The following is a 20,785-nucleotide window of genomic DNA, read 5'->3' as shown; positions in this document are numbered from 1 at the left end:
GGCCAGTGCCGGTGGCGGGACGCTGATTCCTGCCGGGCGGGTCAGCTCCCCAGGTGGACCGGACAGCCGTGCACGACCGGCGCCCGGGACAGCCGCTCAGAAGGCGCTGGGGCGTGGTTCCGGCAGCGGCTCATCCACCAGCGGCCTGAGCTCCGCATCCAGCGCCACCCGTTCGTCGAACACGAAACAGCGCCCGTCGTAGCCCTCGCCGCCCACCTCTTCGAAGTAGCCGAGAATGCCGCCATCGAGCTGCAGCACGTTGTCCATGCCGTCATTGAGCATCCACAGTGCGGCCTTCTCGCAGCGGATGCCACCCGTGCAGAAGCTGACCACGGTGCTGTCCTTCAATGCGTCGCGGTGCGGCGCCAGGGCCTCCGGCAGATCGGTGAACTTGTGGATCGGCAGCACCAGCGCGTCCTTGAACGTGCCGTACTCCACCTCCTGCAGATTGCGGGTATCGAGCATCACCACCGGCTTTCCCGCATCGTCGTGGCCCTGCCGCAACCAACGCTGTACGGTGGCCGGATCGACCGCCGGCGCGCGTGGATAGGCCAGCGGCTGGCCGTCATCGCGGCGGAAACTGATGATCTCCGGCTTCACTCTGGCCTTGAGCCGTGCGAAGGGCTGATGCTCGCTGAAGCTGGTCTTGACCCGCATTCCGGCCAGACGCGGATCCTCACGCAGTGCCGCGTAGAAGCCCTCGATAGCGGCCGGGGCGCCCGCCAGGAACAGATTCAGGCCCTCGCCCGCCACCAGGATCGTGCCGCGCAGCCCAGCCGCTTCGGCACGCGCCAGCAGCTGGTCGCACAGAACCTCGGGGGCGTCGATGGCGGTGAAATGATAGGCGGCGGTATTGGCGATCATCCGCGCATTTTAGCGCCTGGCCGCCATCGGGTCAGGCCCCGGGGTCAATGATCGGCGGCTGGAGCGCCCTACCCCCGCAGCAGCATGAACGGCAGCAGCACCAGGGCAGCAGCGCCCAGCATCGCCAGCAGTACCAGCACGACATACAGCGGCCGGCGCCGCAGCAGGCTGCCGAAGGTCTCGGCCGTGCCATCGCGCAGGGCCTGCTCACGCTCGGCACGGATGCGTGGCGCGCGCTCGGCCTGGTACTCGGCCATCAATGCCTTGGCGCGCGCATGATCACCATCCTCGCGCAGCCACAACCCGCCATTGGAAATGCCCCAGGGACTGGGTTCGGTGCGGTACCAGGCGATGCCGTGGCGATCCAGGAGCGTGCAGACGTCGGCGTATTCGTCATCGCCGACATTGCGCAGATTGAGCAGGAGTTTGGCCATGGCGCCATGATACCCGGCGCCGATGCGCTACCCTTGCCGCCCTCGCCCTGCGCCCGACGGAGATGCCCGATGCGCCGACTGCTGCTTCCCCTGTTGCTGTCCCTTGCTGCTGCCGGCTGCTCGATGGAGCCGTCCGGCCCACCGCCGGGAGGCACGCTGACCACCTTCGAGCGCATCGACACCCAGCCCGGTACCGGGGCCGAAGCGGTGGCGGGACGGAAGGTCACCGTGCACTACACCGGCTGGATCTACGACAACCGCACCGAGAGCAAGCATGGCAAGACATTCGACAGCTCGGTCGGACGCGGCCAGCCGTTCACCTTTGTGCTCGGTGCCGGCCAGGTCATCCGCGGCTGGGATGAAGGCGTGGCCGGCATGAAGGTCGGCGGCAAGCGCACCCTGATGATCCCCCCGGACCTGGGCTACGGCAGCCGTCGCGCCGGCCCGATCCCGCCGGGCTCCTCGCTGGTGTTCGATGTCGAGCTGCTCGATGTCCAACCCTGATCCACATGCACCGCGCCGCGTGGCTGTCGTCGGTGGCGGCCCGGCGGGGCTGTTCGCCGCGGAGCGCCTGCGCGCCGCCGGCCTGGAGGTGGACCTCTATGAAGCCAAGGGTTCCCCCGGTCGCAAGTTCCTGATCGCCGGCAAGGGCGGGCTCAACCTGACCCACTCCGATGCGCGCCCGCTGTTCGACAGCCGCTACCGCGAGCAGGCCGGTGAAGTCGGCCGCTGGCTGGACGGGTTCGACGCGCAGGCACTGCGCGACTGGGCCGCCGATCTCGGCGTGGAGACCTATGTCGGCAGTTCCGGCCGCGTGTTCCCGGTCGATCGCAAGGCTGCGCCCCTGCTGCGCGGCTGGGTGCGCCGCTTGAAGGAGCAGGGCGTACGCCTGCACGTGAATCACCGCTGGTGCGGATGGGCCAGCGACGGCGCGCTGCGCTTCAACACCGAAGACGGCCACCTCGACGTGCACGCTGATGCCACCATGCTGGCGCTGGGCGGCGGCAGTTGGCCGCATCTCGGCAGCGACGGTGCCTGGGTGGCACCGCTGCAGGCGCGCGGCGTGGACATCGCGCCGTTACAGGCCGCCAACTGCGGGTTCGACGTCGACTGGACGCCCCTGTTCGCCCAGCGCAATGCCGGTGCCCCTTTGAAACCAGTGGTAGCGCATTGGATCGACCTGACTGGCCAACCACGGTCACTGCAGGGCGAATGCGTCGCCAGCGACTATGGCATCGAAGGCAGCCTGATCTACGCGCTGTCGGCCGACCTGCGCGAAACCATCAACCGCGAGGGTTGTGCGCCATTGTGGCTGGACCTGGCACCTGCCCGCGATGAAGCACGCCTGCTGGCCGATCTGTCGCGTCCACGCAAGGGCCGCAGCTTCGGTGAACACCTGCGCCGCCAGGCCGGGGTGGACGCAGTGAAAGCGGCACTTGTGTTCGAGCACCTCGGCAAAGACGCGGGCAACGATCTTGCTGCGGTCGCAGCGACGCTCAAGCGCCTGCCGCTGAAACTGCTGCGCCCGCGGCCGATGGCCGAGGTGATCAGCACAGCCGGAGGGGTAAGGCTGGACGCGCTCGATGCAGGGCTGATGCTGCGTGCCCTGCCCGGCGTGTTCTGTGCCGGTGAAATGCTGGACTGGGAAGCGCCGACCGGCGGCTACCTGCTGACGGCCTGCTATGCCAGTGGCCTGCGCGCCGCCGAAGGCGTGATCCAGTGGTTGGCCACACGCTGAATCGCCTGCGGTAGCAGCGGGCGTGGCTCGGCGCTACCGGAAGCAGCGCCTCACCACGGCCTTCGCATGCGTACAGAGGCGAGTGGTACCCCGCTGGGATGGGGATAGATTTCCTCGCGTTCGCGGATGAAACCCTGCCGCTGATAGAAGGACACGGCATTGAGCGAGGCCGACAGCACCACCTCGCGCCCCGGATCGGCCAGCGCCAGCAGCCGCTGCATCAGCGCCTGGCCGACACCCTGTCCACCACGATCCGGATCGACGAACAGCGCATCCACCTCATTGCCATCGATATCGAGTACGCCAAAACCGAGCAGCTCGCCCTGCCCGCCTTCGGCCACCACGCATCCGCCCTGCGACAACAGCCGCGGATACTGCGCCGGCGGCGGCGACGCCGCCCAGGGTGCGATCACCTTCGGCGGATAGTGACTGCTGCAGGTCTCGCGCACGCACCGCGTGCGCAGGGCCCACAGCGGCGAGACATCGTCAATCGTACCGGTCCTGAACTGCATGCAACCTCCGTGTGGAACCCCATCACCGCGACTTGCTGGCTCTCAGCGCCTGGATCCGCGCCGGCGGCTGGAATGAATCACTGCGTGCATCTGCCCAGAACGCATGGAATACCGCGTGATCCGGCACCCGTCGCAGCAGTTCTCCCGGCTCCAGATAGCGATACAGCGTCGCCAGCGAGCGGATCTCCACCGGCGACACGCGGCGCAGGATGTGCTCCGGCCCCAGTTCGGCCGGATCGTTCAGGCCTGCGGCGCACAACAGCTCCTTCAGGGCATGCAGCGTGTGCTCGTGGTAGCTGTGCACGCGCGTGGCCTTGTCAGGCGCGTCGAGGTGCTTCCAGCGCGCCGGGTCCTGCGTGGCGATGCCGGTCGGGCACTTGTCGGTGTGGCAGCTCAACGACTGGATGCACCCCAGTGCGAACATGAAGCCACGACCGGCATTGCACCAGTCCGCGCCGAGCGCGATGGTCCGGGCAATGTCGAATGCGCTGGTGATCTTGCCGGCCGCACCGATGCGGATGCGCTCGCGCAGGTCCAGCCCGACCAGGGTGTTGTGGACCAGCAGCAGCGCCTCGTGCATCGGCACGCCCACATGATCGACGAACTCGGCCGGTGCCGCGCCCGTGCCGCCCTCGGCGCCATCGACAACGATGAAGTCCGGCAACAGGCCGGTCTCCTGCATCGCCTTGGCGATACCGAACCACTCCCAGGGATGGCCGATGGCCAGCTTGAAGCCGACCGGTTTGCCACCGGACAGTTCACGCAGGCGGGCGACGAACTGCAGCAGTTCGACCGGCGTGGAAAACGCCGAGTGCCGCGACGGAGATACACAGTCCACCCCCATCGGCACGCCACGGGTCACGGAGATCTCGGCCGTCACCTTCGGCGCGGGCAATACGCCGCCATGACCGGGCTTGGCCCCCTGGGACAGCTTGATCTCGATCATCTTCACCTGGTCATGGGTGGCGTTGGCGACGAACCGCTCTTCGCTGAAACCGCCCTTCTCGTCGCGGCAACCGAAGTAGCCCGAGCCGATCTCCCAGACCAGATCGCCGCCCATCTCACGGTGGTACGGCGAGATCGAGCCTTCGCCCGTATCGTGATAGAAGCCGCCACGGCGTGCGCCTTCGTTGAGCGCTCGGATCGCGTTGGCCGACAGCGAGCCGAAGCTCATCGCCGAGATGTTGAACACACTGGCCGAATAGGGCTTGGCGCAGCCTGCGCCGATCAGCACACGGAAATCGTGCCGGGCGATGGTGGTCGGTGCCAGCGAATGGTTGATCCATTCGTAGTCCACCGCATACGCACTACGCAGCGTGCCGAACGGCACCGTATCCATCTCGTTCTTGGCACGCTGGTAGATCAGTGCACGCTGCTGGCGCGAGAAGGGCACGTCTTCCAGATCACTCTGCACGAAATACTGGCGGATCTCCGGGCCGATCGATTCCAGCCCGTATCTGAAGTGCGCCATGACCGGATAGTTGCGGCGCAGGGTGCTGCGCTTCTGCAGCAGATCCCAGGTCCCCAGCGCCACCATCGCGGCGGTCAGACCGACGCCCCAGTACCAGGCAGGCCATATCGTGGCCAGCCACAGGCAGACGGGGAACATCAGGATGGCGAGCAGGTAGACGATGTACCGGTGCATGGCGTTCCTTGGTTGCAACTGCAGCCGAGTCTACCGCGCCCGCCATCATCAACGCCTACAGGCGATCGTCGACCACGCTGCGCGGCCAGGCCGATTTCACGTCATACACCAGGCCGCCGGGCGCCAGCAGGCCGCGGATGCGGGCTTCATCCATCGCCTTGAAACTGGCATGCGCCACTGCCAATACGACCGCGTCGTAACAGCCGGCCTTCGGCTCGGCCAGCCACCGCACACCGGCATCGGCCAAGGCCGCCGGGCCCACCCATGGATCGCTGACATCGACCTGGGCGCCTGCGTCTGCCAGGCGCTGCGCCAGCTCCAGCGCACGACTGTTGCGCAGATCGGGGCAGTCTTCCTTGAAGGTGACGCCCAGCACCAGCACGCGCGCCTGGGCCGCGGTCCGCCCGCGCTCGGCCAACATGGCCAGGACGCGCATGGCCACGTGCTCGCCGACACGGTTGTTGACCTGCCGCGCGGTGTGGATGAGGTCCGGGTGGTAACCCACACTTTCCGACTTGTGCAGCAGGTAGTAGGGATCCACGCCGATGCAGTGGCCACCGACCAGACCGGGACGGAACGGCAGGAAATTCCACTTGCTGCCCGCGGCGTCCAGCACGTCCTGGGTATCGATGCCGAGACGGTCGAAAATCAGCGCCAGCTCGTTGACCAGGGCGATGTTGACGTCGCGCTGGATGTTCTCGACCACCTTGGCCGCTTCGGCCACGCGCATCGATGGCGCCGGGAAGGTGCCTGCGTCGATGATGCGGCGGTACAGCCCATCGACCACCGACGCCACCTCAGGTGTCGAACCCGAGGTGATCTTGCGGATGTCGGCCAGACGGCGCTGGCGGTCCCCCGGGCTGACCCGCTCCGGACTGTAGCCGCAGTAGAAATCTTTGTTGAATCGCAGGCCCGAACCCTGCTCCAGCAAGGGCACGCAGACTTCCTCGGTCGTGCCGGGATAGACCGTGGACTCGTAGATCACCAGATCGCCGGCGCGCAGATGGCTGGCGATCAACCGCGTCGCCGAGCGCAGGGGTTCCAGATCAGGCTGCTCGTAGGCATCGATGGGCGTCGGCACGGTGACGATGTACACGTTGCACTCGTCCAGCCGCGCAGGGTCGCTGCTGTACTCCAGCTGGCGTGCAGCGGCGAGTTCCCCGGCCTCCACCTCCAGCGTGTGGTCCTGGCCCGCGCGCAGCTCGGCGATGCGTTCGGGGTCGATGTCGAAGCCGAGCGTCGGCTGTTCCCGGCCGAATGCCACGGCCAGTGGCAGGCCCACGTAACCCAGGCCGATCACCGCGAACCGGGGCGCTTCCGCCGCCGACACCGGCACGCTCATCAATGCACCCGCCATGCCGGCAGCGGCGGATCGCCCACTGCCGCCGCTTCGGCCATCACGCTCATTCGCTGCCCACTCCGGGAAGTCTTCGCAAGAGGGCTACAGCGTAACGGTGTCAGGACCTTGTCGCCAAGGTCAGGAGCCCAGTGCGACCGCGGCAGGCTCCAGCTCGCCATCGGCCCCGGTCCAGGCCTGCAGCAGGTGCTCGAACCCCACGCTGCCCAGCGTCAACCCCGGCCACGCCTCACCGACGATCTGTGCCAGCAGCTCCGCCTCGATGCGTCGCGTCCCCATGTTCCAGCGGGGGAACGCCCGCTGCGGCACGGGCGCCCGGCACAGCACCTTCAACTGGGTATGGCTGCGGGCATTGAGGATGCGCGGGAACACCGAATCGATACCATCCTGCGGACCTTCGAGATACTGCAGGAAGCGCGCACCGTCGAACATCAGCACCCCGGTGACGCCAGCCACGCGATTGAACGCCGTGGCATCGGCCAGCAGGCGGTCAAGATCGGATGTCCGCAGATCGGCGCGGGCATCGCTGACGTAGGCGATCGCGTAGAGCGACATCAGGTGGCTCCCCCCCTGGGAACGATGGTCGGGACTATGGCATGAATGGGCGATACAGTTAAGCACGCCGTGCGATGCCCGGCCGCCGGTGCTGGAGCCCCCGCTGGGCTACAATCGGCGCCGCACTGCAGGCCCGGATGGCGAAACTGGTAGACGCATCGGACTTAAAATCCGCCGACCGCAAGGTCATGCCGGTTCGATTCCGGCTCCGGGCACCAGGGCTTTTGGGCTGTTTGCGACACGCAGTGGCGTGAACCTCCCAACCACTTCAGATCGCGCGCGAATAGCGCGGCTGCTCGTGCGCTGCACGCAGATGGGGATCGAAGCACATCGCCAGCAGGCGCAGAAGCGGCCGGCCGCGTTCGCTGGCACGGACCACGCCATCGCGATACTCGACCAGGCCATCGTCCTGAAGCCGTTGCACGGCGCACAGGTCCTCGGCGAAGTAGTCGTCGAACACGATGCCGTGGCGATCGCCGAGCGCGCGTCCATCGACCTCTCCCTGGCACATCAGCTGCTGGATCAAGTCTGCGCGCAGCTGATCGTCGGCGCTGAGCGCCACGCCACGCCAGACCGGCAGCTGGCCCTGATCGACCGCACTCTCCCAGGACGGCAGGTCGCGTGGGTTCTGGCTGTAGGTCGCACCGATATGACTGATCGCGCTGACGCCGAGGCCCAGCAGGTCGGTATCGGCATGGGTGGTGTAGCCCATGAAGTTGCGATGCAGCTGGCCAGCGCGCTGGGCGCGCGAAAGATCCTCTTCCGGCAGCGCGAAATGATCCATGCCGATGTACTGGTAGCCCGCTGCGGACAGCTGCTGCACGGCAAGTCCCAGCAGCGCAAGCTTGTCCTCCGGCGAGGGCAGCGCGCGCTCGTCTATCTGCCGCTGCGCGCGGAACAGATGCGGAAGGTGCGCGTAGCCATACACCGCCAGTCGGTCCGGCCGCAGCGCCAGCACCTGCTCGAGAGTGCGGCCGAATCCTTCCTGGCTTTGTCCCGGCAGCCCGTAGATGAGATCCACGTTGACCGAGCGCATGCCGCTGTCACGACAGGCACGCAGGATATCCAGGGTCTGCTGCACACCCTGCACACGGTTGATCGACGCCTGGACCGAGGGATCGAAGTCCTGCACGCCCAGGCTGGCGCGATTGAAGCCCAGCCGTGCCAGCATCGCCACGTCACGCGTTTCGATGAAGCGTGGATCAAGCTCGATCGAGAAATCGCGCTCGGCCGAGCAGCTGAAGTCAAAACGCCGGCGAAGGCCGTCGATCAGCGTGGTCATTGCCTCGGCATCCAGGAAATTCGGCGTTCCGCCCCCCAGGTGCAGCTGGATCACCTCACGGCCCTTCTGGAACTGCGGCGCCAGCAGATCGGCCTCGGCCAGGACCCGTGAGACGTAGCTGTGGCCACGGCTTCGATCACGGGTGATCACCCGGTTGCAGCCGCAGTAGAAGCACGGGCTGGAGCAGAACGGGACATGCACGTACAGCGACAGCGCGCGCGCCAGCAGGTCGCTGTCCGCGATCGCCTGGCGCAGTGCGGGCGCGCCGAAACCATCGTGGAAGTGCGGAGCGGTCGGATACGAGGTGTAGCGCGGTCCGGGCCGGTCATGCCGGCGCAGCAGATCGGGGTCGAAGGTCCAGGCCAGGCCGCCGGCAGCGGGAGAGAACGTGTCCATGCCGCCAGCATCGCGCCGGACAGTCAGTGCCGCCTTGACCCAGATCAATCCCGCGCAGGAACGCCCAGCACCGGCAGCGCCACCTGCGGCCAGCGCAGCATCTGGTACCGGCGCCAGAACGTTTCCGCAATGCGCGCGGCCACATCATCGGCCAGCGCCTGCATCGGTGGATTGCCGCATTCGGCGGTGGTGCGCCGGAACAGCGCGAGCCAGCGGTCGAACAGGTCCTTGTCCAGGGCGATGGCCATGTGCTTGGACATGGGCGATCCCTTGAAGCGACGCGTTCCCCTGAGCATTGCGGACCAGAAATCCACCAGTTGCGCCAGATGCCCGGGCCAATCGTGCACATGCGCGTCGAACACGGGGCCCAGACGCTCCTCCTCACGCACGCGTGCATAGAAGTCGTGGACCAGACGGGTCACGTCCTCTTCGGTGCACAGCGCGGGCGAGGCGACAGGAGGGACGAGTGATGGCGTAGCGTTCATCAGAGGCACCAGGCGATTGCCGGCAGGGTGCGCCAACCGGCCGGCACCGCCGTTGATCCAGATCAATGTCGGCGCGCGTGGGCGCGCCTAGGCTGACATGCCAGCAGGAAACATGCCCTGCGGATGCTGCGCCAGCCATGGCGGAGTATACGCGCCGCCCCCTTCCCGACCCGCGACCGCATGAATACACCCACTTCGTCCCCGCGTCAGCGCCTGATCCAGCATTGTGGTGCCATCCTCTGGCCCAGTTTCATCGCCGCCGGGCTGGCCAGCGTGGTGTTCTTCGCTTTCGTCGACCCGTTGCGCCTTCAGGCCATCAGTTTTCCGGGCAAGGCGATCAGTCGCGAACTCGGCTACACGGTCGGCTTCTTCATGTTCTGGGCGGTGACGGCGCTGTCCAGCGCGATCACCGGATATCTGCTGCGGCCGATGCCGGCAGACGCAGATGATGAGCTGCCTCTGGGATGAACGCACTAAGGCCCCCTTCCCCACCGTGGCGATGGCGTGGCGCACTGCGGCTCGGTGTGCTGGTTGGCTTCCTTGGGCTGCCCTGGTTGCGCTGGGACGGCCGCCAGGCGCTGCTGCTGGACCTGGACGCACGTCGCTTCGACCTGTTCGGCTGGACCCTGTGGCCCGACGACGTTGGTCTGCTGCTGGGCCTGCTGCTGGCGCTGGCGATGGCACTGGCGCTGTTGACCCACCTCGCCGGCCGCATCTGGTGTGGCCATGCCTGCCCGCAGACGGTGTGGAGCTACGCCTTCAGCCTGATCGACAGCTTTCTTGCCCAACGCCTGCCACGCGCCCTGGCGCGTCCTGCCACGCAGGCCGCATGGTTACTGCTGTCGCTATGGACCGGCATCACCTTCGTGGGATTGTTCAGCCCGATCACCGGCCTCGTCACCGCCAGTGTCCAGGGCGGCTGGAGTGGCTGGGAAACCTTCTGGGTGCTGTTCTACGCGGCAGCCACATGGGGCAACGCCGGCTTCCTGCGGGAGCAGGTCTGCCGTTCGCTGTGCCCCTTCGCGCGCGCGCAGCCATTGCTGGTCGACCCCCAGACCCCCCGGATGCTGTATGACGCGCGCCGCGGCGAACCCCGCGGGCCCCGGCCCGCTGGCCTTGGCGGCGTGATCGGCCGCGGTCGCGGCCTGCTCGATCCGACCTCCGCGCAGGACTACGTGTTCCGCGCCGCGCACCCATGGCTGGCCGGCCCCATGCCCACCTTCAGCGCCGACCGCCTCGGCGACTGCACCGATTGCGCGGCCTGTCTCCACGCCTGCCCGATGCAGCTCGACATCCGCCAGGGCCCGCAGGCCGACTGCCTGGCGTGCGGCGCCTGCCTGGATGCCTGCGAGCAGCAACAGTCCCGGGCCGGTTTCGGCCCGGGACTGATCCGCTACTGCAGCCCGCAGACGATGGCAGGGCAGCCGCGGCGCGGGTGGCGACCGCGAACCGTGGTCCTGGCATCGTTGCTGCTGGTGCTGCTGAGCGCTGGCGCCTGGCACCTGCTCTGAATCAGCGCGACCCGTTGGCGTGCGGAGGCACCAGCTGGGCACGCCGTACGATTCCGAGCTGCTCGATGATCAGCGCCATTTCATTGGTCACTTCCGTGCGCTCGGTCCCCTGCGGGACCAGGCGGTCCAGCACCTGCTGGTACGTGTCCCAGAAGGCAGGGCCGCATCCGTGTTTGTGATAGCTGGCTTCCAGTTCGCGGCGTACCCGTTCAGCCAAGCCATGCATGCCGTATTCCATACGACCTCCGTTGGACTTGTCCTGCATCGTTGACGGTCTACCGACTCACTTGCGTGCTGAAAGACTCCCGGGCTTCACGACCGGTTGACCTCAATTAGTCACAGATTTCACGACAGGTCAATTACATGCAGCGACTTTTTCGATTGAAATTATTAATCGTTCACATAACGGTCTGTGATCGGCACAGGCAAAAGAAGGGGCCGATCCCGACGCCGTGGTGCCTCCGTCGCCAAGGCAGCTTCGTGGCGCGATCAATCGCAACGGGGGTTTCGATCAATTTTCCCTATATTGATAAGCATGCTTAACACATACCGCAAAGCGTGCTAAATACGACATTTGCAGACGCAACCTAGCTTGATTCGTCTTCAGAGGCCTCAGCCCAAGGGAACAGGTCGGGATGGCGCTGGTGGAGGATGAACTGTCGCAATGGAGGAATGGGCGCTTCCTGGGGCCATTGCGACACAGCGGATCGCGTTATGCCAAAGAACTGCGCCAGCTCGGCGTCGGTCTGGAATCCCAGGCGCGTGCGCACCTGCCGTTTGCTCCAGAAATCGGTCATGGTCGGTCCTGTCGTTAACCAGACTTATTCTTGCGGCAAGGATTCTTTCGCTTCCACGCGTTAAGCTGGCTTGCATAGATGAATACTCTCGGCCAACGACTCGCCACTGCCATGAAGAAAGCCGGGCACCCACGCCCGGCCGATCTGGCCCGCGCCGCCGCTTCAACGACGGCGACCATCAGCAACTGGCTCAACGACCACGTCAGCCCCTCACATGTGAAGGCCGAACAGCTGTTCCGGATCGCCGACGCAGCCAAGCTGGATGCACGCGAACTGCTGTACGGCATCCATGGGCGGGGCGTCGGCGAACGCACCAGCTATTACATGCCCAGCGAAGCGCACCTGGATGTCTGGCAGGATGCCTATGAACTGGTGAGCGTGCTGGTCGCCGAGAAGGGCCTGGAGATCGACCACCGGCGCCACGCGGCACTGGATCTGCTGGCATTCGAACTGTTGATGGATGGCGTCAGCCGCAGCAGGGTGGCCCGCGTGGTGATGACCTCCCTGCCCTGACCGGGTCGGCGCTGGTAGCATGGTGACCGATGGGGATGGGGCTCCCCCGATAACCGCCAGGCATGGCTGATGGCTCCTGCTGTGACGAACCTGGCGTTCGTCGATGGCAGGCCGTGCCCGCCATCGCGTTCGCCTCCGCATCTGCGAACACGTACTCGAGGCCCGCAATGCAAGCACTGAACAATTACGTCCTGGTCTTCCTGGGAGGCGGCGCCGGCGCCTGCCTGCGCCATGCCTGCAACCTGATCGGCACGCGGTTCGCCGTCGGCAGTCCATGGCCCTGGTCCACCTTCCTGGTCAACATCAGCGGCGCCCTGCTGATGGGGGCGGTCGTCGAGGCCTTCGCCCTGCGCAACGGCGCATCGCCGCAGCTGCGGCTGCTGCTGACCACGGGCATTCTGGGCGGCTACACCACCTTCTCCACCTATTCGCTGGAGATCGGCCTGCTGCTGCAACGGGGGCAGCACGGACTGGCCGCGCTGTATGCAGGGGGATCGATCGCACTGGGACTGGCCGGCCTGTTCGTGGGCATGAAGCTGGCCCGCCTCGCGCTGGGCTGAACGCTCAGGCCGCGGAGGTCCGCACCTGCCCCCGCCACTGCCGGGGCGATTGCCCGGTGTGCGCCTTGAACGCACGCGAAAGCGCCGCTTCACTGCCGTAGCCCACCTCGTCGGCAATCCGCTTCAGCGGTCGGCCCTGGCGCAGGGCCTGCTGCGCCAGGCCTACGCGCCAGCCCTGCAGGTACTGGCCGGGGGTGGTGCCCATCGCCTCACGGAAGCTCGCCGCGAATACGCTGCGCGACATTCCTGCGACGTCGGCAAGGTCTTCCAGCGTCCATGCCTGCGACGGCGCCTCGTGCATCGCGACCAATGCCAGACGCAGGCGCGGATGACCGAGGCCAGCAAACAGACCGCCGCGCATCTCACCGCCTTCCATCAGCTGCCGCAGCACCTGGATCATCACCACCTCGAACAGACGATTGACCATTGCCGCACGGCCACAACGCTGCTCGAACGCCTCCTCGAACAGCAATTCCAGCACCGCATCGCTGCCGTGCAGGTCCGCCAGTGGCAGGCAGATGAAATCAGGCAATGCGGCACTGATCGGATTGAGCCGGCCGCCTTCAAAATGCAGGTTGGCGCAGGCCATGTCGGCGCCGAGGTGCGGGTCGGTCTGGAAACGGTGGGGCATCGGCCTCGGGTACAGCAGCAGGCTGGGCACCTCGACCTGCACGGTCTGTTGTCCATGGCTGACCTGCACCGGTCCACGCCGTACCAGATGCAGCTGGCCGGCTTCGTCCTCCCCCTCCAGGCTGTTGATGCCGCACAGTGCACCGGCGTGGAAGACCGACGCAGTGACCGCGAAACGCTCAAGCAGGACGGCGAGGCGATCCACCATGTCGGACTCCAGGGCAAGCAGAAGGGGGAGGAACCCGCAGATCGTATCGAATTCGACGTCATTGCGTGCGGCGCTGGCCGCCGGCGCTGCGCGGCGCTATACAGGGGCCACCGTCCCGCGCATGGAGCCCACGATGTCGAACCGGATCGCCCGCGCCGTGTTGCCTCTGCTGCTTTTCGCCGCCCATGCGCACGCCGCTGCAACCGCAGACATTGAACAGCTCGGCTGGCTCTCCGGCTGCTGGCAGCTGGACGGGCAGCCACCTGGAGCCGGTGAGCAGTGGTCCACCGTGGCCGGCGGAACGATGTTCGGCAGCAGCCGCAGCCTGCGCGACGGGCGCACCGTGGGTTTCGAGTTCATGCAGCTGCGCCAGCACGACGATGGGCGGCTGGTGTTCACCGCGCTGCCCTCCGGCCGCAACGCTACTGATTTCAGTGCCGTCCGGGTGGAGGCCGACGAGGTCGTCTTCGAGAATCCGGCCAATGATTTCCCGCAACGGATCACCTATCGCCGCATCACTGGGCAGCGCCTGCACGCACGTATCGAGATCGCACAGGACGATCCGGCACAGGCCATGGATTTTCCGATGCACCGCGTCGCCTGCGGCGGGCCGGTGATGGCCCCCTGACCTGACGCATTGCAGCGGGCACGGCACCGCGGCCGGTTCTATGCTCGGCGTATCACCTGCCCGGATGAACACGATGCGTGCCCTTCTCCGACTGACCCTGGCACTGGCCCTGGCGTTACCTTCCACGTCACTGCTGGCGGCACCGCCCGCCCCGCCACGCATGCTCAGTGGCGAGCTGCAGGGTGCGCCGTGGCGCCTGGACATCCCTGCGGACTGGAACGGCGATCTGGTGATGCTGGCGCACGGTTATGAGCCGGTGGGCACGCCACGCGAATCGCCGATGGCCGCCAACGAGGCGACCGCGCCTCTGCTGGCGGCCGGCTACGCGGTCGCACAGAGCGCCTACGCGAGCCAGGGGTGGGCGGTGGCCGATGCCATCAACGATGTGGAACGCCTGCGTCAACACACGCTGGCCGGTTTGAAGGGCGTGCGCAATACCTGGCTGCTCGGTTTTTCGATGGGCGGTGCGGTGACCGTGGCCAGTCTGGAACGGCATCCGGCCCACTACGCCGGTGGTGTTTCCCTGTGCGGCGCCAACCTGTCAGGCGAGCAGCTGGCCGGCGACCTGCTCACCACCTTGGTCGCGTTCGACTATTTCTTCCCGCATGCCGAGGGACTGCCTGCCGCTGGCCTGGCATCCAGCGAAGCGGCTTCGGTACCACAGGGCGAGCTGTACCAAGGCATCGCCAACGCCCTGCAACGCGCGCCGCACTCCGCTGCGCTGCTGGCCACACAGTTGCAGGTCGCGTCCGATGCGCTGCCCGGAACGATCAGCCTGCACGCCCTGGTCCTGCATGAACTGGCCACGCGCAGTGGCGGCATGCCAGTCGGCAACGTCGGCGTCGTCTATCGTTGATTCGGCGATGACGTCGCGTTCAATGCAGGGGTGCAGCGCATCGCCGCCGTTCCCGCAGCACAGGCGCGCGTGCGCGAAACACTCGGATTGACCGGCGCGCTGAAGCGGCCGCTGGTGATCCAGTTCAACAACGACGATCCCACCATCGCACCGCGCATGCAGGAACGCTACCCGCAACTGGCCGCGCACGCGGGTGCGACGCCGCTCCCGCGCGTACTGCCCGCAGCAGGCACGGGCCACTGCGGCTTCTCCGCAGAACAGGTGGTCGCGGCCCTGAAGGCTGCCGCAATGCGCTAGCCGCCCAGCGTGCCCATGGTGAAGGTGTAGCCGCTGCTCATCAGGAACTCACGCATGCGCATCTCGGCACGACGCGGCGATGCCAGGTTGGCAGGCCCGTACAGCGCGTAGACCACACCTGCCCCCTCGATGGCCTCGCGCCGGACCCCGCAGTGGCGGGTTTCCGAAGCAGTGCTCCAGCCGTCGCGCAGGCGCTCCGGGCCGATCGATTGTCCGTTCATCAGCCGGAATGTCAGCCAGCGTACTTCCGTTGTGGGTTTGCTCATTGCCGATCCGCCGCCTGTCCGCCACGCGCCATCGTGTCCCTGCCCGCCATTGCCGCGCCCGAAGGCCTGTGCACTGACCATACCCCCTTCCCATGTCGTAGGCGGCTGAGACTGAGACGTCAGGCACGCTTGGCAGCGCACAATGACGGCGCAAAAAAAAAAGCCCTGACCGAAGTCAGGGCTTTTCAATTGGAGGCCTCAAGCGGAATCGAACCGCTGTAAACGGATTTGCAATCCGGTGCATAGCCACTCTGCCATGAGGCCAACGTACCGCGCGCCAGGAATGGAGCCCCTGACATGACAAAACCCCGCGATGGGGCCTGTCGGAACATGGAGCGGGAAACGAGACTCGAACTCGCGACCTCAACCTTGGCAAGGTTGCGCTCTACCAACTGAGCTATTCCCGCATAGGCTGTCATGATACCGGAAGCCCGGAACTCACACCAGCGATTTCACACCTGATTTCACTTTTCTGACTGCGCGAAAAGCCTTGTGGCTCAACGGGCCCCGCCTTGCCAAGTGCGGGAGAAAAACAAGGCCCCAACCGGGGCCCTGTAGAATCTGGAGCGGGAAACGAGACTCGAACTCGCGACCTCAACCTTGGCAAGGTTGCGCTCTACCAACTGAGCTATTCCCGCAGATTCTTCGACCTGCGTCGAAGGAGCGCTATTGTGTCGAAGTTCCTTCACGCCGTCAACCGTCTTCCGATGGCGTGCGACGCGCGGCTGGATCGGCCGGGGCCCGCTGCCAGATTGCATACAGCGTCCCGACGATCTCCATTCCCTGCTCGAATGCCGAGAATCTGGCCTGCACCTTGCGGGGCCGGCGGCGCAGGTCGTTGTTGGCCATCAGCTCGCCAGACCGGTCTGCAGGTGCCGCCTGAGCCTTCTGCAGGTACTGCTTCTCGAGGTACTTCTCGATCCCGGGAAGGTTCGACAACAGATGGGCCCCGTTGTGCCAGGGCATCAGTACCGCAACCAGGTCGTTGCGTTCTGCGATCTGGATGGCGATGTCCAGGAAGGACTCCACGATGGACCGGAGACAATGCGTCGCAAGCATGTCTTCCATGGGATTGATCGCGCGGATGATGAGGCAGCTGCCGGAAGCGTGCAGGGACGGCACGACCTCGATGTTCACCATGGCCATGCCCGCCAATCGTCGCTGCCTCGGATCGAACACGACCAGGTGGGCGTGACGCGCCTCCTGCCACATCGCAGCGCGATCGCGTGAGCATAGATTGGCGGCATGCTTGGCGAAGTACGCCGCCGGGTGCTTGGTCAACATCGCCTGCAGATGCGTGCACGATCCGGATGGGTCCGGGCGGCCATACCTGCCCTTCTCGCGCTTCACCCAGCGCAGGCAGACATCCAGAACGTGCTTGCGCATCTGCGCGAAGGCCTGATCCAGTGACATGACCGGTACCGCAGTGTGAGCGGACGGCGATGGCGGCAGCAGCCGCTGCAGCAGCCGCGCGGCGTCATCGGGAGCGAGGCTATGCAGAAAACGCTGCGCATGTTCGTCGAGGGCATCCGGCAATGCGCTGTTGAACAACCGATCCAGCTGCTCCAGGTACTCGCTGGTCTGCGCACCGTCCTCCGGCATGCTGGCGACTTCGCTGAAGGTGCTGCGCCGCCACTGGAGGATCTCTGGATCATTGCCTGCGGCAGCCAGCAGCAGGCCGAGATGGGCGGAGACCGACCACGGATCCCGCGCGGGATCCCGCAGCCGTTTTGATCGCAGGTCACGGAACGTTCGCGGCCCCTCATCCGCGCCGTGCTGGAACCGCGTTGCATGTTCGCTGGCACGTTTCAGCGCCAGCAGGCTGCTGCGCTCCAGCACGCCTGTGCGTTTTCTGATCGAGCGTTGCCAGGCCATCGGATGGAACGGCTCCAGCCTCCATCCATCCAGGTGCGACTGGAATCCGCGTGCCGCCGCCCAACTGCCACGGACAACATCCACGGACGTGCGGTAGACCATCGAAATGAGCTCCGCATCCACCTCGTCCAGCTCGACTGACGTTGTTCCCTGCCCGGCCAGCAACTGATCGACCGCGGGCTGCAACTGGCCCAGCCTGTCCTGCAGTGCTGTCGTCGAGATTGCGCCTGCGCGAAGGACCGATGCGAGCAGAAGTCCGCCGGTTCCCTCCAGCATCGCGGGCAACTGCGGCAGGAGGCGCGCCATCTCTTCGCGACGCTGCGTGGCCAGCGCATCGTAGTAGCGCGCCATGGCATCTGTGTCGACGGTTCTCTGCGGGCGCGGAATCACCTGGTGCGCCCGTCGTTCGACCACCTCCAGGACGCATCGATGGTTCTGCATCATGAAGCCGAAGTTGTGGCGCTGGAAGGCGTCATCCGCCAGCAGCCGACACAGTTCGGGATCGCTGCCGCCCCACCAGGTCACCCCGTGCAGGCCCCGGGTAGCGAAGTACCAGTCGCGCAGCGCTTTTACCGAATCCAGGCCTTTGTCTTCAACCAGGTAACGCAGCAGTCCCGGACCGAGGGACGCCAGCACTTCCAGCTTCCGCAGCTCTGCAAAATCAGCAGGCGCAATGGCCGAATGCAGGTACTGGAATGCGTCCAGGCTCCCCTGTGCAAGCATTCGACCCACCCATTCGACCAGCACATCGACGTCCATGCCCGCTGTGCGCCCCGCAATGAGGGTCAACCACGCGTCCAGGCGATCGGCGTCACCGACGCGATAGCAGGCCTGGAACGCAACAACGTGGCCCGCTGCACCGAGATCATGGCGAACCAGCACCTGCAGGAATCGATCCAGCCGATCGGGCCGTCGCAGATACCGGCTGCAGGCCCCCAACTGCGTGAAGTCGAGGCAATGAGGTGCTGCCAGCAGAAGATCGATGGCGGCCTCCACATCTTCGGCCGGGACATCATCGCTCAGCTCGCCCAGCAACCGACAGCAAGTGGCAAGTGCATCGAGGCCTGCACCACACGCGATCAGATGATGGGCGATCCAGTCAGGCGGTGGAGCATGAAACCCCAGGTAGCCGCGCAGCGTGCGGATATCGGCAGGTGTGCGTGCGCCGGCTGCACCCAGCACCCAGGCCCACGTCTTCGTCGGCGTGCGCCATAACAGATCACGTGCAGAATCGAATACCCCGTGCACGGGCGCAACGCCGGCACCCGCCAGCAGTGTCAGATTCGCGGCCAGACGCGCCGCATCAGATTCTTCCAGATCGACATCATGAAGGCGCGCCAGGTGCGGCCGCGCCACGCCCGCGCGCCTCAGCTGGCGTACAACGGAACGCACCGGCTCGCGCAGCGTTCTCCGCGGCCGCCAGCCGACGCTCCATGTCCTGTGCGCGGTGTGCGCGGACTGCAGCCACTGCAGCTCTTCCTTGTGCTGGATGATGCCTTCATCCACCATCCACCGCGCAAACCATCCAGGCGCTTCAGACCGTCCAGCACACCGGTCGAGGTCCGCCAGCCGACGGAGGCCCAGGCGATGGGCAGCGATGAGCCAGCCGGCATCCCGCAGCTGCAGCGCCCGCAGTTCTTCCCACGACGTGGCTTCGAAGCGGCGCAGGGCGATGTCCAGGCTGCGGCTGTACATGCGTGCTTCCGCATGCAGGAACAGCCGTGCGTGGAACTGGCAGTACACGTACTGGCGGCCCTCGAACGTCCGGATCCGCGACAGCGCATGTCGCACGTACCTGAGCACCCATGGGAACGGCATGAACACCTGCACCAGAAGCGGCCACCCGCGGCCCTTGCCGGGATGCAGCGCGATGTCCGCCGGAATGCCCAGCGCACGGCGCGCCATGTCTTCCTCGGTGACCACAGTCGGGTCCTGCCCACGCAGCGCATCGGCCACAGCGATGCGGAAGCCGCGGATGCGATTGCGTGGTGCTTCGGGCTGGTCTTCCGTCCGCTCGTCGTCGATGTCGTCGTGGAACGTACCGGCGGATCGTCCCCGGCAACGCTCCAGCATCCGATTACGGTACGCCCGGTAGGCGGTCTGCCCACCGCCCTGCCTCGTTTCGTGCACAGCCTCCATCTGCCAGCCCTTGCCCCGCTCCCTGCGTCACCCCGACGACTACAGCGGATGATATCCATTCGGCCCGGTCCGCAATGGCGGGCAGGAGGGTCCGGCCTGACCGGAAACGAAAAACGCCCCCTTGCGGGAGCGTTCTTTCTTGAATCTGGAGCGGGAAACGAGACTCGAACTCGCGACCTCAACCTTGGCAAGGTTGCGCTCTACCAACTGAGCTATTCCCGCAGATTCCGTTCGACCTGCGTCGAAGGAGCGCTATTGTGTCGAGATTGCAGCAATGCGTCAACAGAAATCTCCTCGGCGATTCCCGTTTTCCGTTCAGGTTCGGATGAGCGGAAAGCCCGGCAATCCAGGGCCGGCACGACATAAAAAAAAGAGAGGCCAGAGGCCTCTCTTTCAGAATCTGGAGCGGGAAACGAGACTCGAACTCGCGACCTCAACCTTGGCAAGGTTGCGCTCTACCAACTGAGCTATTCCCGCTTGGGAGGCGAAATTCTACCCATTCTGGAAGGGGCGTCAAGGCCTTTTTTCAACCGCGCGCATCCAGCAACCAGCGCGCTTCGCAACCTGACGGGCATCCCGTGTGCCGCCGATTAACCGTTGCCCAGCTTCTTCTGTCGTGAGCGCTCGCGTGCGGCACGCTCGTCCTCGCGCAGGCTCGGCCAGGCCGCGTGCAGATACTGCAGGCCGGACCACAGCGTCAGCACTGCCGCGATGGCCAGCGTCCAGTCACCGATGTGGAAGATGGGCCAGCCCATCCAGATGTCCTCGACCGCCACGCTGGGCGCGACCGAGTACAGCAGGCACAGCAGCGCGACCATCTGCGCGGTTGTCTTCACCTTGCCGATCATCGCCACCCGCACCTTGGCACGCTGGCCAAGCTCGGCCATCCATTCGCGCAATGCCGAGACCGCGATTTCGCGGCCAACGATGACGGCGGCCCAGAACGCCATCCACGGCGTCGGATGCCCCTGCACGATCAGGAACAGCGCCACCGCCACCATCAGCTTGTCCGCCACCGGGTCGAGAAAGGCGCCGAACGCGGATTCCAGCTGATAGCGGCGGGCGATCCAGCCATCGAGCCAATCGGTGATCGCGGCCAAGCCGAAGATCGCCGCCGAAGCGAAGTTGGTCCAGGTGTAGGGCAGGTAGAACACCAGCACCAGCACCGGGATCATCACGATCCGCAACAGCGTCAGCCAGGTGGGCAGGGTCAACTTCATGCTTGCGCGCTTCTCTC

Annotated in this window: 21 protein-coding genes, 6 tRNA genes, 1 pseudogene and 1 riboswitch; of the genes and pseudogenes, 9 read left to right on the top strand and 19 right to left on the bottom strand. The window is 66.0% G+C overall.

Translation table 11 applies throughout. The features are described 5' to 3' along the window. Positions 1-96 precede the first annotated feature (96 nt). On the bottom strand, positions 97-864 hold the full coding sequence (locus N8888_RS06710; protein WP_053519805.1) for a sulfurtransferase: 768 nt from the start codon (positions 862-864) through the stop codon (positions 97-99). A 68-nt stretch (positions 865-932) separates the two neighbouring features. Then, on the bottom strand, positions 933-1,298 hold the full coding sequence (locus tag N8888_RS06705) for a DUF6164 family protein (protein WP_053519804.1): 366 nt from the start codon (positions 1,296-1,298) through the stop codon (positions 933-935). A 69-nt stretch (positions 1,299-1,367) separates the two neighbouring features. On the opposite strand from N8888_RS06705, the gene N8888_RS06700 reads away from it, so the two are divergent. Together N8888_RS06700 and N8888_RS06695 are read left to right on the top strand one after the other, a co-directional pair. Beyond that, entirely contained in the window at positions 1,368-1,802 is a 435-nt protein-coding gene (locus N8888_RS06700; protein ID WP_053519803.1) for an FKBP-type peptidyl-prolyl cis-trans isomerase, read from the top strand. Further along, a complete protein-coding gene (locus N8888_RS06695; RefSeq protein ID WP_263177904.1) occupies positions 1,789-3,036 on the top strand; it encodes a TIGR03862 family flavoprotein in 1,248 nt (415 codons plus the stop codon). Before N8888_RS06700 ends, N8888_RS06695 begins: the two co-directional genes overlap by 14 nt. Positions 3,037-3,086: 50 nt before the next feature. Here N8888_RS06695 and N8888_RS06690 read toward each other — a convergent pair whose 3' ends face one another. From N8888_RS06690 to N8888_RS06675, 4 genes are all read right to left on the bottom strand, one after another. After that, positions 3,087-3,548 (bottom strand): GNAT family N-acetyltransferase, encoded by a 462-nt coding sequence (locus N8888_RS06690; RefSeq protein ID WP_263177903.1) that lies wholly within the window; start codon positions 3,546-3,548, stop codon positions 3,087-3,089. A 22-nt stretch (positions 3,549-3,570) separates the two neighbouring features. Continuing rightward, positions 3,571-5,193: an FMN-binding glutamate synthase family protein gene (locus N8888_RS06685; protein WP_053519800.1), complete on the bottom strand. Its 1,623-nt coding sequence runs from the start codon at positions 5,191-5,193 to the stop codon at positions 3,571-3,573. Between the two features lie 55 nt (positions 5,194-5,248). Further along, positions 5,249-6,535: a nucleotide sugar dehydrogenase gene (locus tag N8888_RS06680; protein WP_263177902.1), complete on the bottom strand. Its 1,287-nt coding sequence runs from the start codon at positions 6,533-6,535 to the stop codon at positions 5,249-5,251. Between the two features lie 135 nt (positions 6,536-6,670). Then, the gene (locus N8888_RS06675; protein ID WP_053519798.1) at positions 6,671-7,105 is read right to left on the bottom strand and encodes a BLUF domain-containing protein; all 435 of its coding nucleotides are present in this window, start codon (positions 7,103-7,105) and stop codon (positions 6,671-6,673) included. A 131-nt stretch (positions 7,106-7,236) separates the two neighbouring features. On the opposite strand from N8888_RS06675, the gene N8888_RS06670 reads away from it, so the two are divergent. Further along, positions 7,237-7,323, top strand: a tRNA-Leu gene (locus N8888_RS06670). Between the two features lie 50 nt (positions 7,324-7,373). On the opposite strand, the gene hemN is transcribed toward N8888_RS06670, so the two are convergent. Both hemN and N8888_RS06660 read right to left on the bottom strand, forming a co-directional pair. After that, the gene (hemN, locus tag N8888_RS06665; RefSeq protein WP_253119716.1) at positions 7,374-8,783 is read right to left on the bottom strand and encodes an oxygen-independent coproporphyrinogen III oxidase; all 1,410 of its coding nucleotides are present in this window, start codon (positions 8,781-8,783) and stop codon (positions 7,374-7,376) included. Between the two features lie 44 nt (positions 8,784-8,827). Beyond that, positions 8,828-9,268, bottom strand: a complete 441-nt coding sequence (locus N8888_RS06660; RefSeq protein WP_065175929.1) for a group III truncated hemoglobin — start codon at positions 9,266-9,268, stop codon at positions 8,828-8,830. A 180-nt stretch (positions 9,269-9,448) separates the two neighbouring features. On the opposite strand from N8888_RS06660, the gene N8888_RS06655 reads away from it, so the two are divergent. Both N8888_RS06655 and N8888_RS06650 read left to right on the top strand, forming a co-directional pair. Next, a complete protein-coding gene (locus N8888_RS06655) occupies positions 9,449-9,736 on the top strand; it encodes a hypothetical protein (RefSeq protein WP_263178363.1) in 288 nt (95 codons plus the stop codon). Further along, positions 9,733-10,779 carry a 4Fe-4S dicluster domain-containing protein gene (locus N8888_RS06650; RefSeq protein ID WP_263177901.1) on the top strand — a complete coding sequence of 349 codons (1,047 nt, stop codon included), beginning with the start codon at positions 9,733-9,735 and terminating at the stop codon, positions 10,777-10,779. Before N8888_RS06655 ends, N8888_RS06650 begins: the two co-directional genes overlap by 4 nt. Before the next feature lies 1 nt (position 10,780). On the opposite strand, the gene N8888_RS06645 is transcribed toward N8888_RS06650, so the two are convergent. Both N8888_RS06645 and N8888_RS06640 read right to left on the bottom strand, forming a co-directional pair. Beyond that, entirely contained in the window at positions 10,781-11,017 is a 237-nt protein-coding gene (locus N8888_RS06645) for a hypothetical protein (protein WP_019337197.1), read from the bottom strand. A 349-nt stretch (positions 11,018-11,366) separates the two neighbouring features. Next, positions 11,367-11,576 (bottom strand): helix-turn-helix domain-containing protein, encoded by a 210-nt coding sequence (locus tag N8888_RS06640; RefSeq protein WP_053520301.1) that lies wholly within the window; start codon positions 11,574-11,576, stop codon positions 11,367-11,369. 111 nt (positions 11,577-11,687) lie between these two features. Here N8888_RS06640 and N8888_RS06635 point away from each other — a divergent pair, with 111 nt between their 5' ends. Together N8888_RS06635 and crcB are read left to right on the top strand one after the other, a co-directional pair. After that, positions 11,688-12,089 carry a hypothetical protein gene (locus N8888_RS06635; RefSeq protein ID WP_053520302.1) on the top strand — a complete coding sequence of 134 codons (402 nt, stop codon included), beginning with the start codon at positions 11,688-11,690 and terminating at the stop codon, positions 12,087-12,089. A 22-nt stretch (positions 12,090-12,111) separates the two neighbouring features. Beyond that, a riboswitch (Fluoride riboswitch) is annotated at positions 12,112-12,175 on the top strand. A gap of 81 nt (positions 12,176-12,256) precedes the next feature. Beyond that, a complete protein-coding gene (gene crcB, locus N8888_RS06630) occupies positions 12,257-12,649 on the top strand; it encodes a fluoride efflux transporter CrcB (RefSeq protein ID WP_053520303.1) in 393 nt (130 codons plus the stop codon). A gap of 4 nt (positions 12,650-12,653) precedes the next feature. On the opposite strand, the gene N8888_RS06625 is transcribed toward crcB, so the two are convergent. Further along, positions 12,654-13,487 (bottom strand): AraC family transcriptional regulator, encoded by an 834-nt coding sequence (locus N8888_RS06625; RefSeq protein ID WP_128989011.1) that lies wholly within the window; start codon positions 13,485-13,487, stop codon positions 12,654-12,656. Positions 13,488-13,620: 133 nt separating this feature from the next. On the opposite strand from N8888_RS06625, the gene N8888_RS06620 reads away from it, so the two are divergent. Together N8888_RS06620 and N8888_RS06615 are read left to right on the top strand one after the other, a co-directional pair. Beyond that, complete coding sequence (locus N8888_RS06620) at positions 13,621-14,115, top strand: DUF6265 family protein (RefSeq protein WP_263177899.1); 495 nt, start codon at positions 13,621-13,623, stop codon at positions 14,113-14,115. Positions 14,116-14,188: 73 nt separating this feature from the next. Further along, positions 14,189-15,268 (top strand): annotated as a pseudogene (locus N8888_RS06615) (alpha/beta hydrolase). Here N8888_RS06615 and N8888_RS06610 read toward each other — a convergent pair. From N8888_RS06610 to pgsA, 8 genes are all read right to left on the bottom strand, one after another. After that, entirely contained in the window at positions 15,265-15,534 is a 270-nt protein-coding gene (locus tag N8888_RS06610; RefSeq protein ID WP_053520307.1) for a hypothetical protein, read from the bottom strand. The pseudogene N8888_RS06615 and the gene N8888_RS06610 sit on opposite strands and share 4 nt — an antisense overlap. A gap of 190 nt (positions 15,535-15,724) precedes the next feature. Beyond that, positions 15,725-15,798: transfer RNA gene (locus N8888_RS06605), tRNA-Cys, on the bottom strand. A gap of 67 nt (positions 15,799-15,865) precedes the next feature. Beyond that, a tRNA-Gly gene (locus N8888_RS06600) sits at positions 15,866-15,941 on the bottom strand. A gap of 155 nt (positions 15,942-16,096) precedes the next feature. After that, a tRNA-Gly gene (locus N8888_RS06595) sits at positions 16,097-16,172 on the bottom strand. Positions 16,173-16,227: 55 nt separating this feature from the next. After that, entirely contained in the window at positions 16,228-19,539 is a 3,312-nt protein-coding gene (locus N8888_RS06590) for a hypothetical protein (protein WP_263177898.1), read from the bottom strand. Between the two features lie 155 nt (positions 19,540-19,694). Continuing rightward, positions 19,695-19,770 (bottom strand) — tRNA-Gly (locus tag N8888_RS06585). A gap of 179 nt (positions 19,771-19,949) precedes the next feature. Continuing rightward, positions 19,950-20,025 (bottom strand) — tRNA-Gly (locus N8888_RS06580). Positions 20,026-20,138: 113 nt separating this feature from the next. Then, the gene (gene pgsA, locus N8888_RS06575) at positions 20,139-20,768 is read right to left on the bottom strand and encodes a CDP-diacylglycerol--glycerol-3-phosphate 3-phosphatidyltransferase (RefSeq protein ID WP_053519958.1); all 630 of its coding nucleotides are present in this window, start codon (positions 20,766-20,768) and stop codon (positions 20,139-20,141) included. Between the last annotated feature and the right edge of the window lie 17 nt (positions 20,769-20,785).

The organism is Stenotrophomonas maltophilia, from assembly GCF_025642255.1.
Taxonomy (GTDB): Bacteria; Pseudomonadota; Gammaproteobacteria; order Xanthomonadales; family Xanthomonadaceae; genus Stenotrophomonas; species Stenotrophomonas maltophilia_P.
Note: the sequence above shows the minus strand (reverse complement) of the source record. Positions and strands in the feature narration are given on the sequence as shown.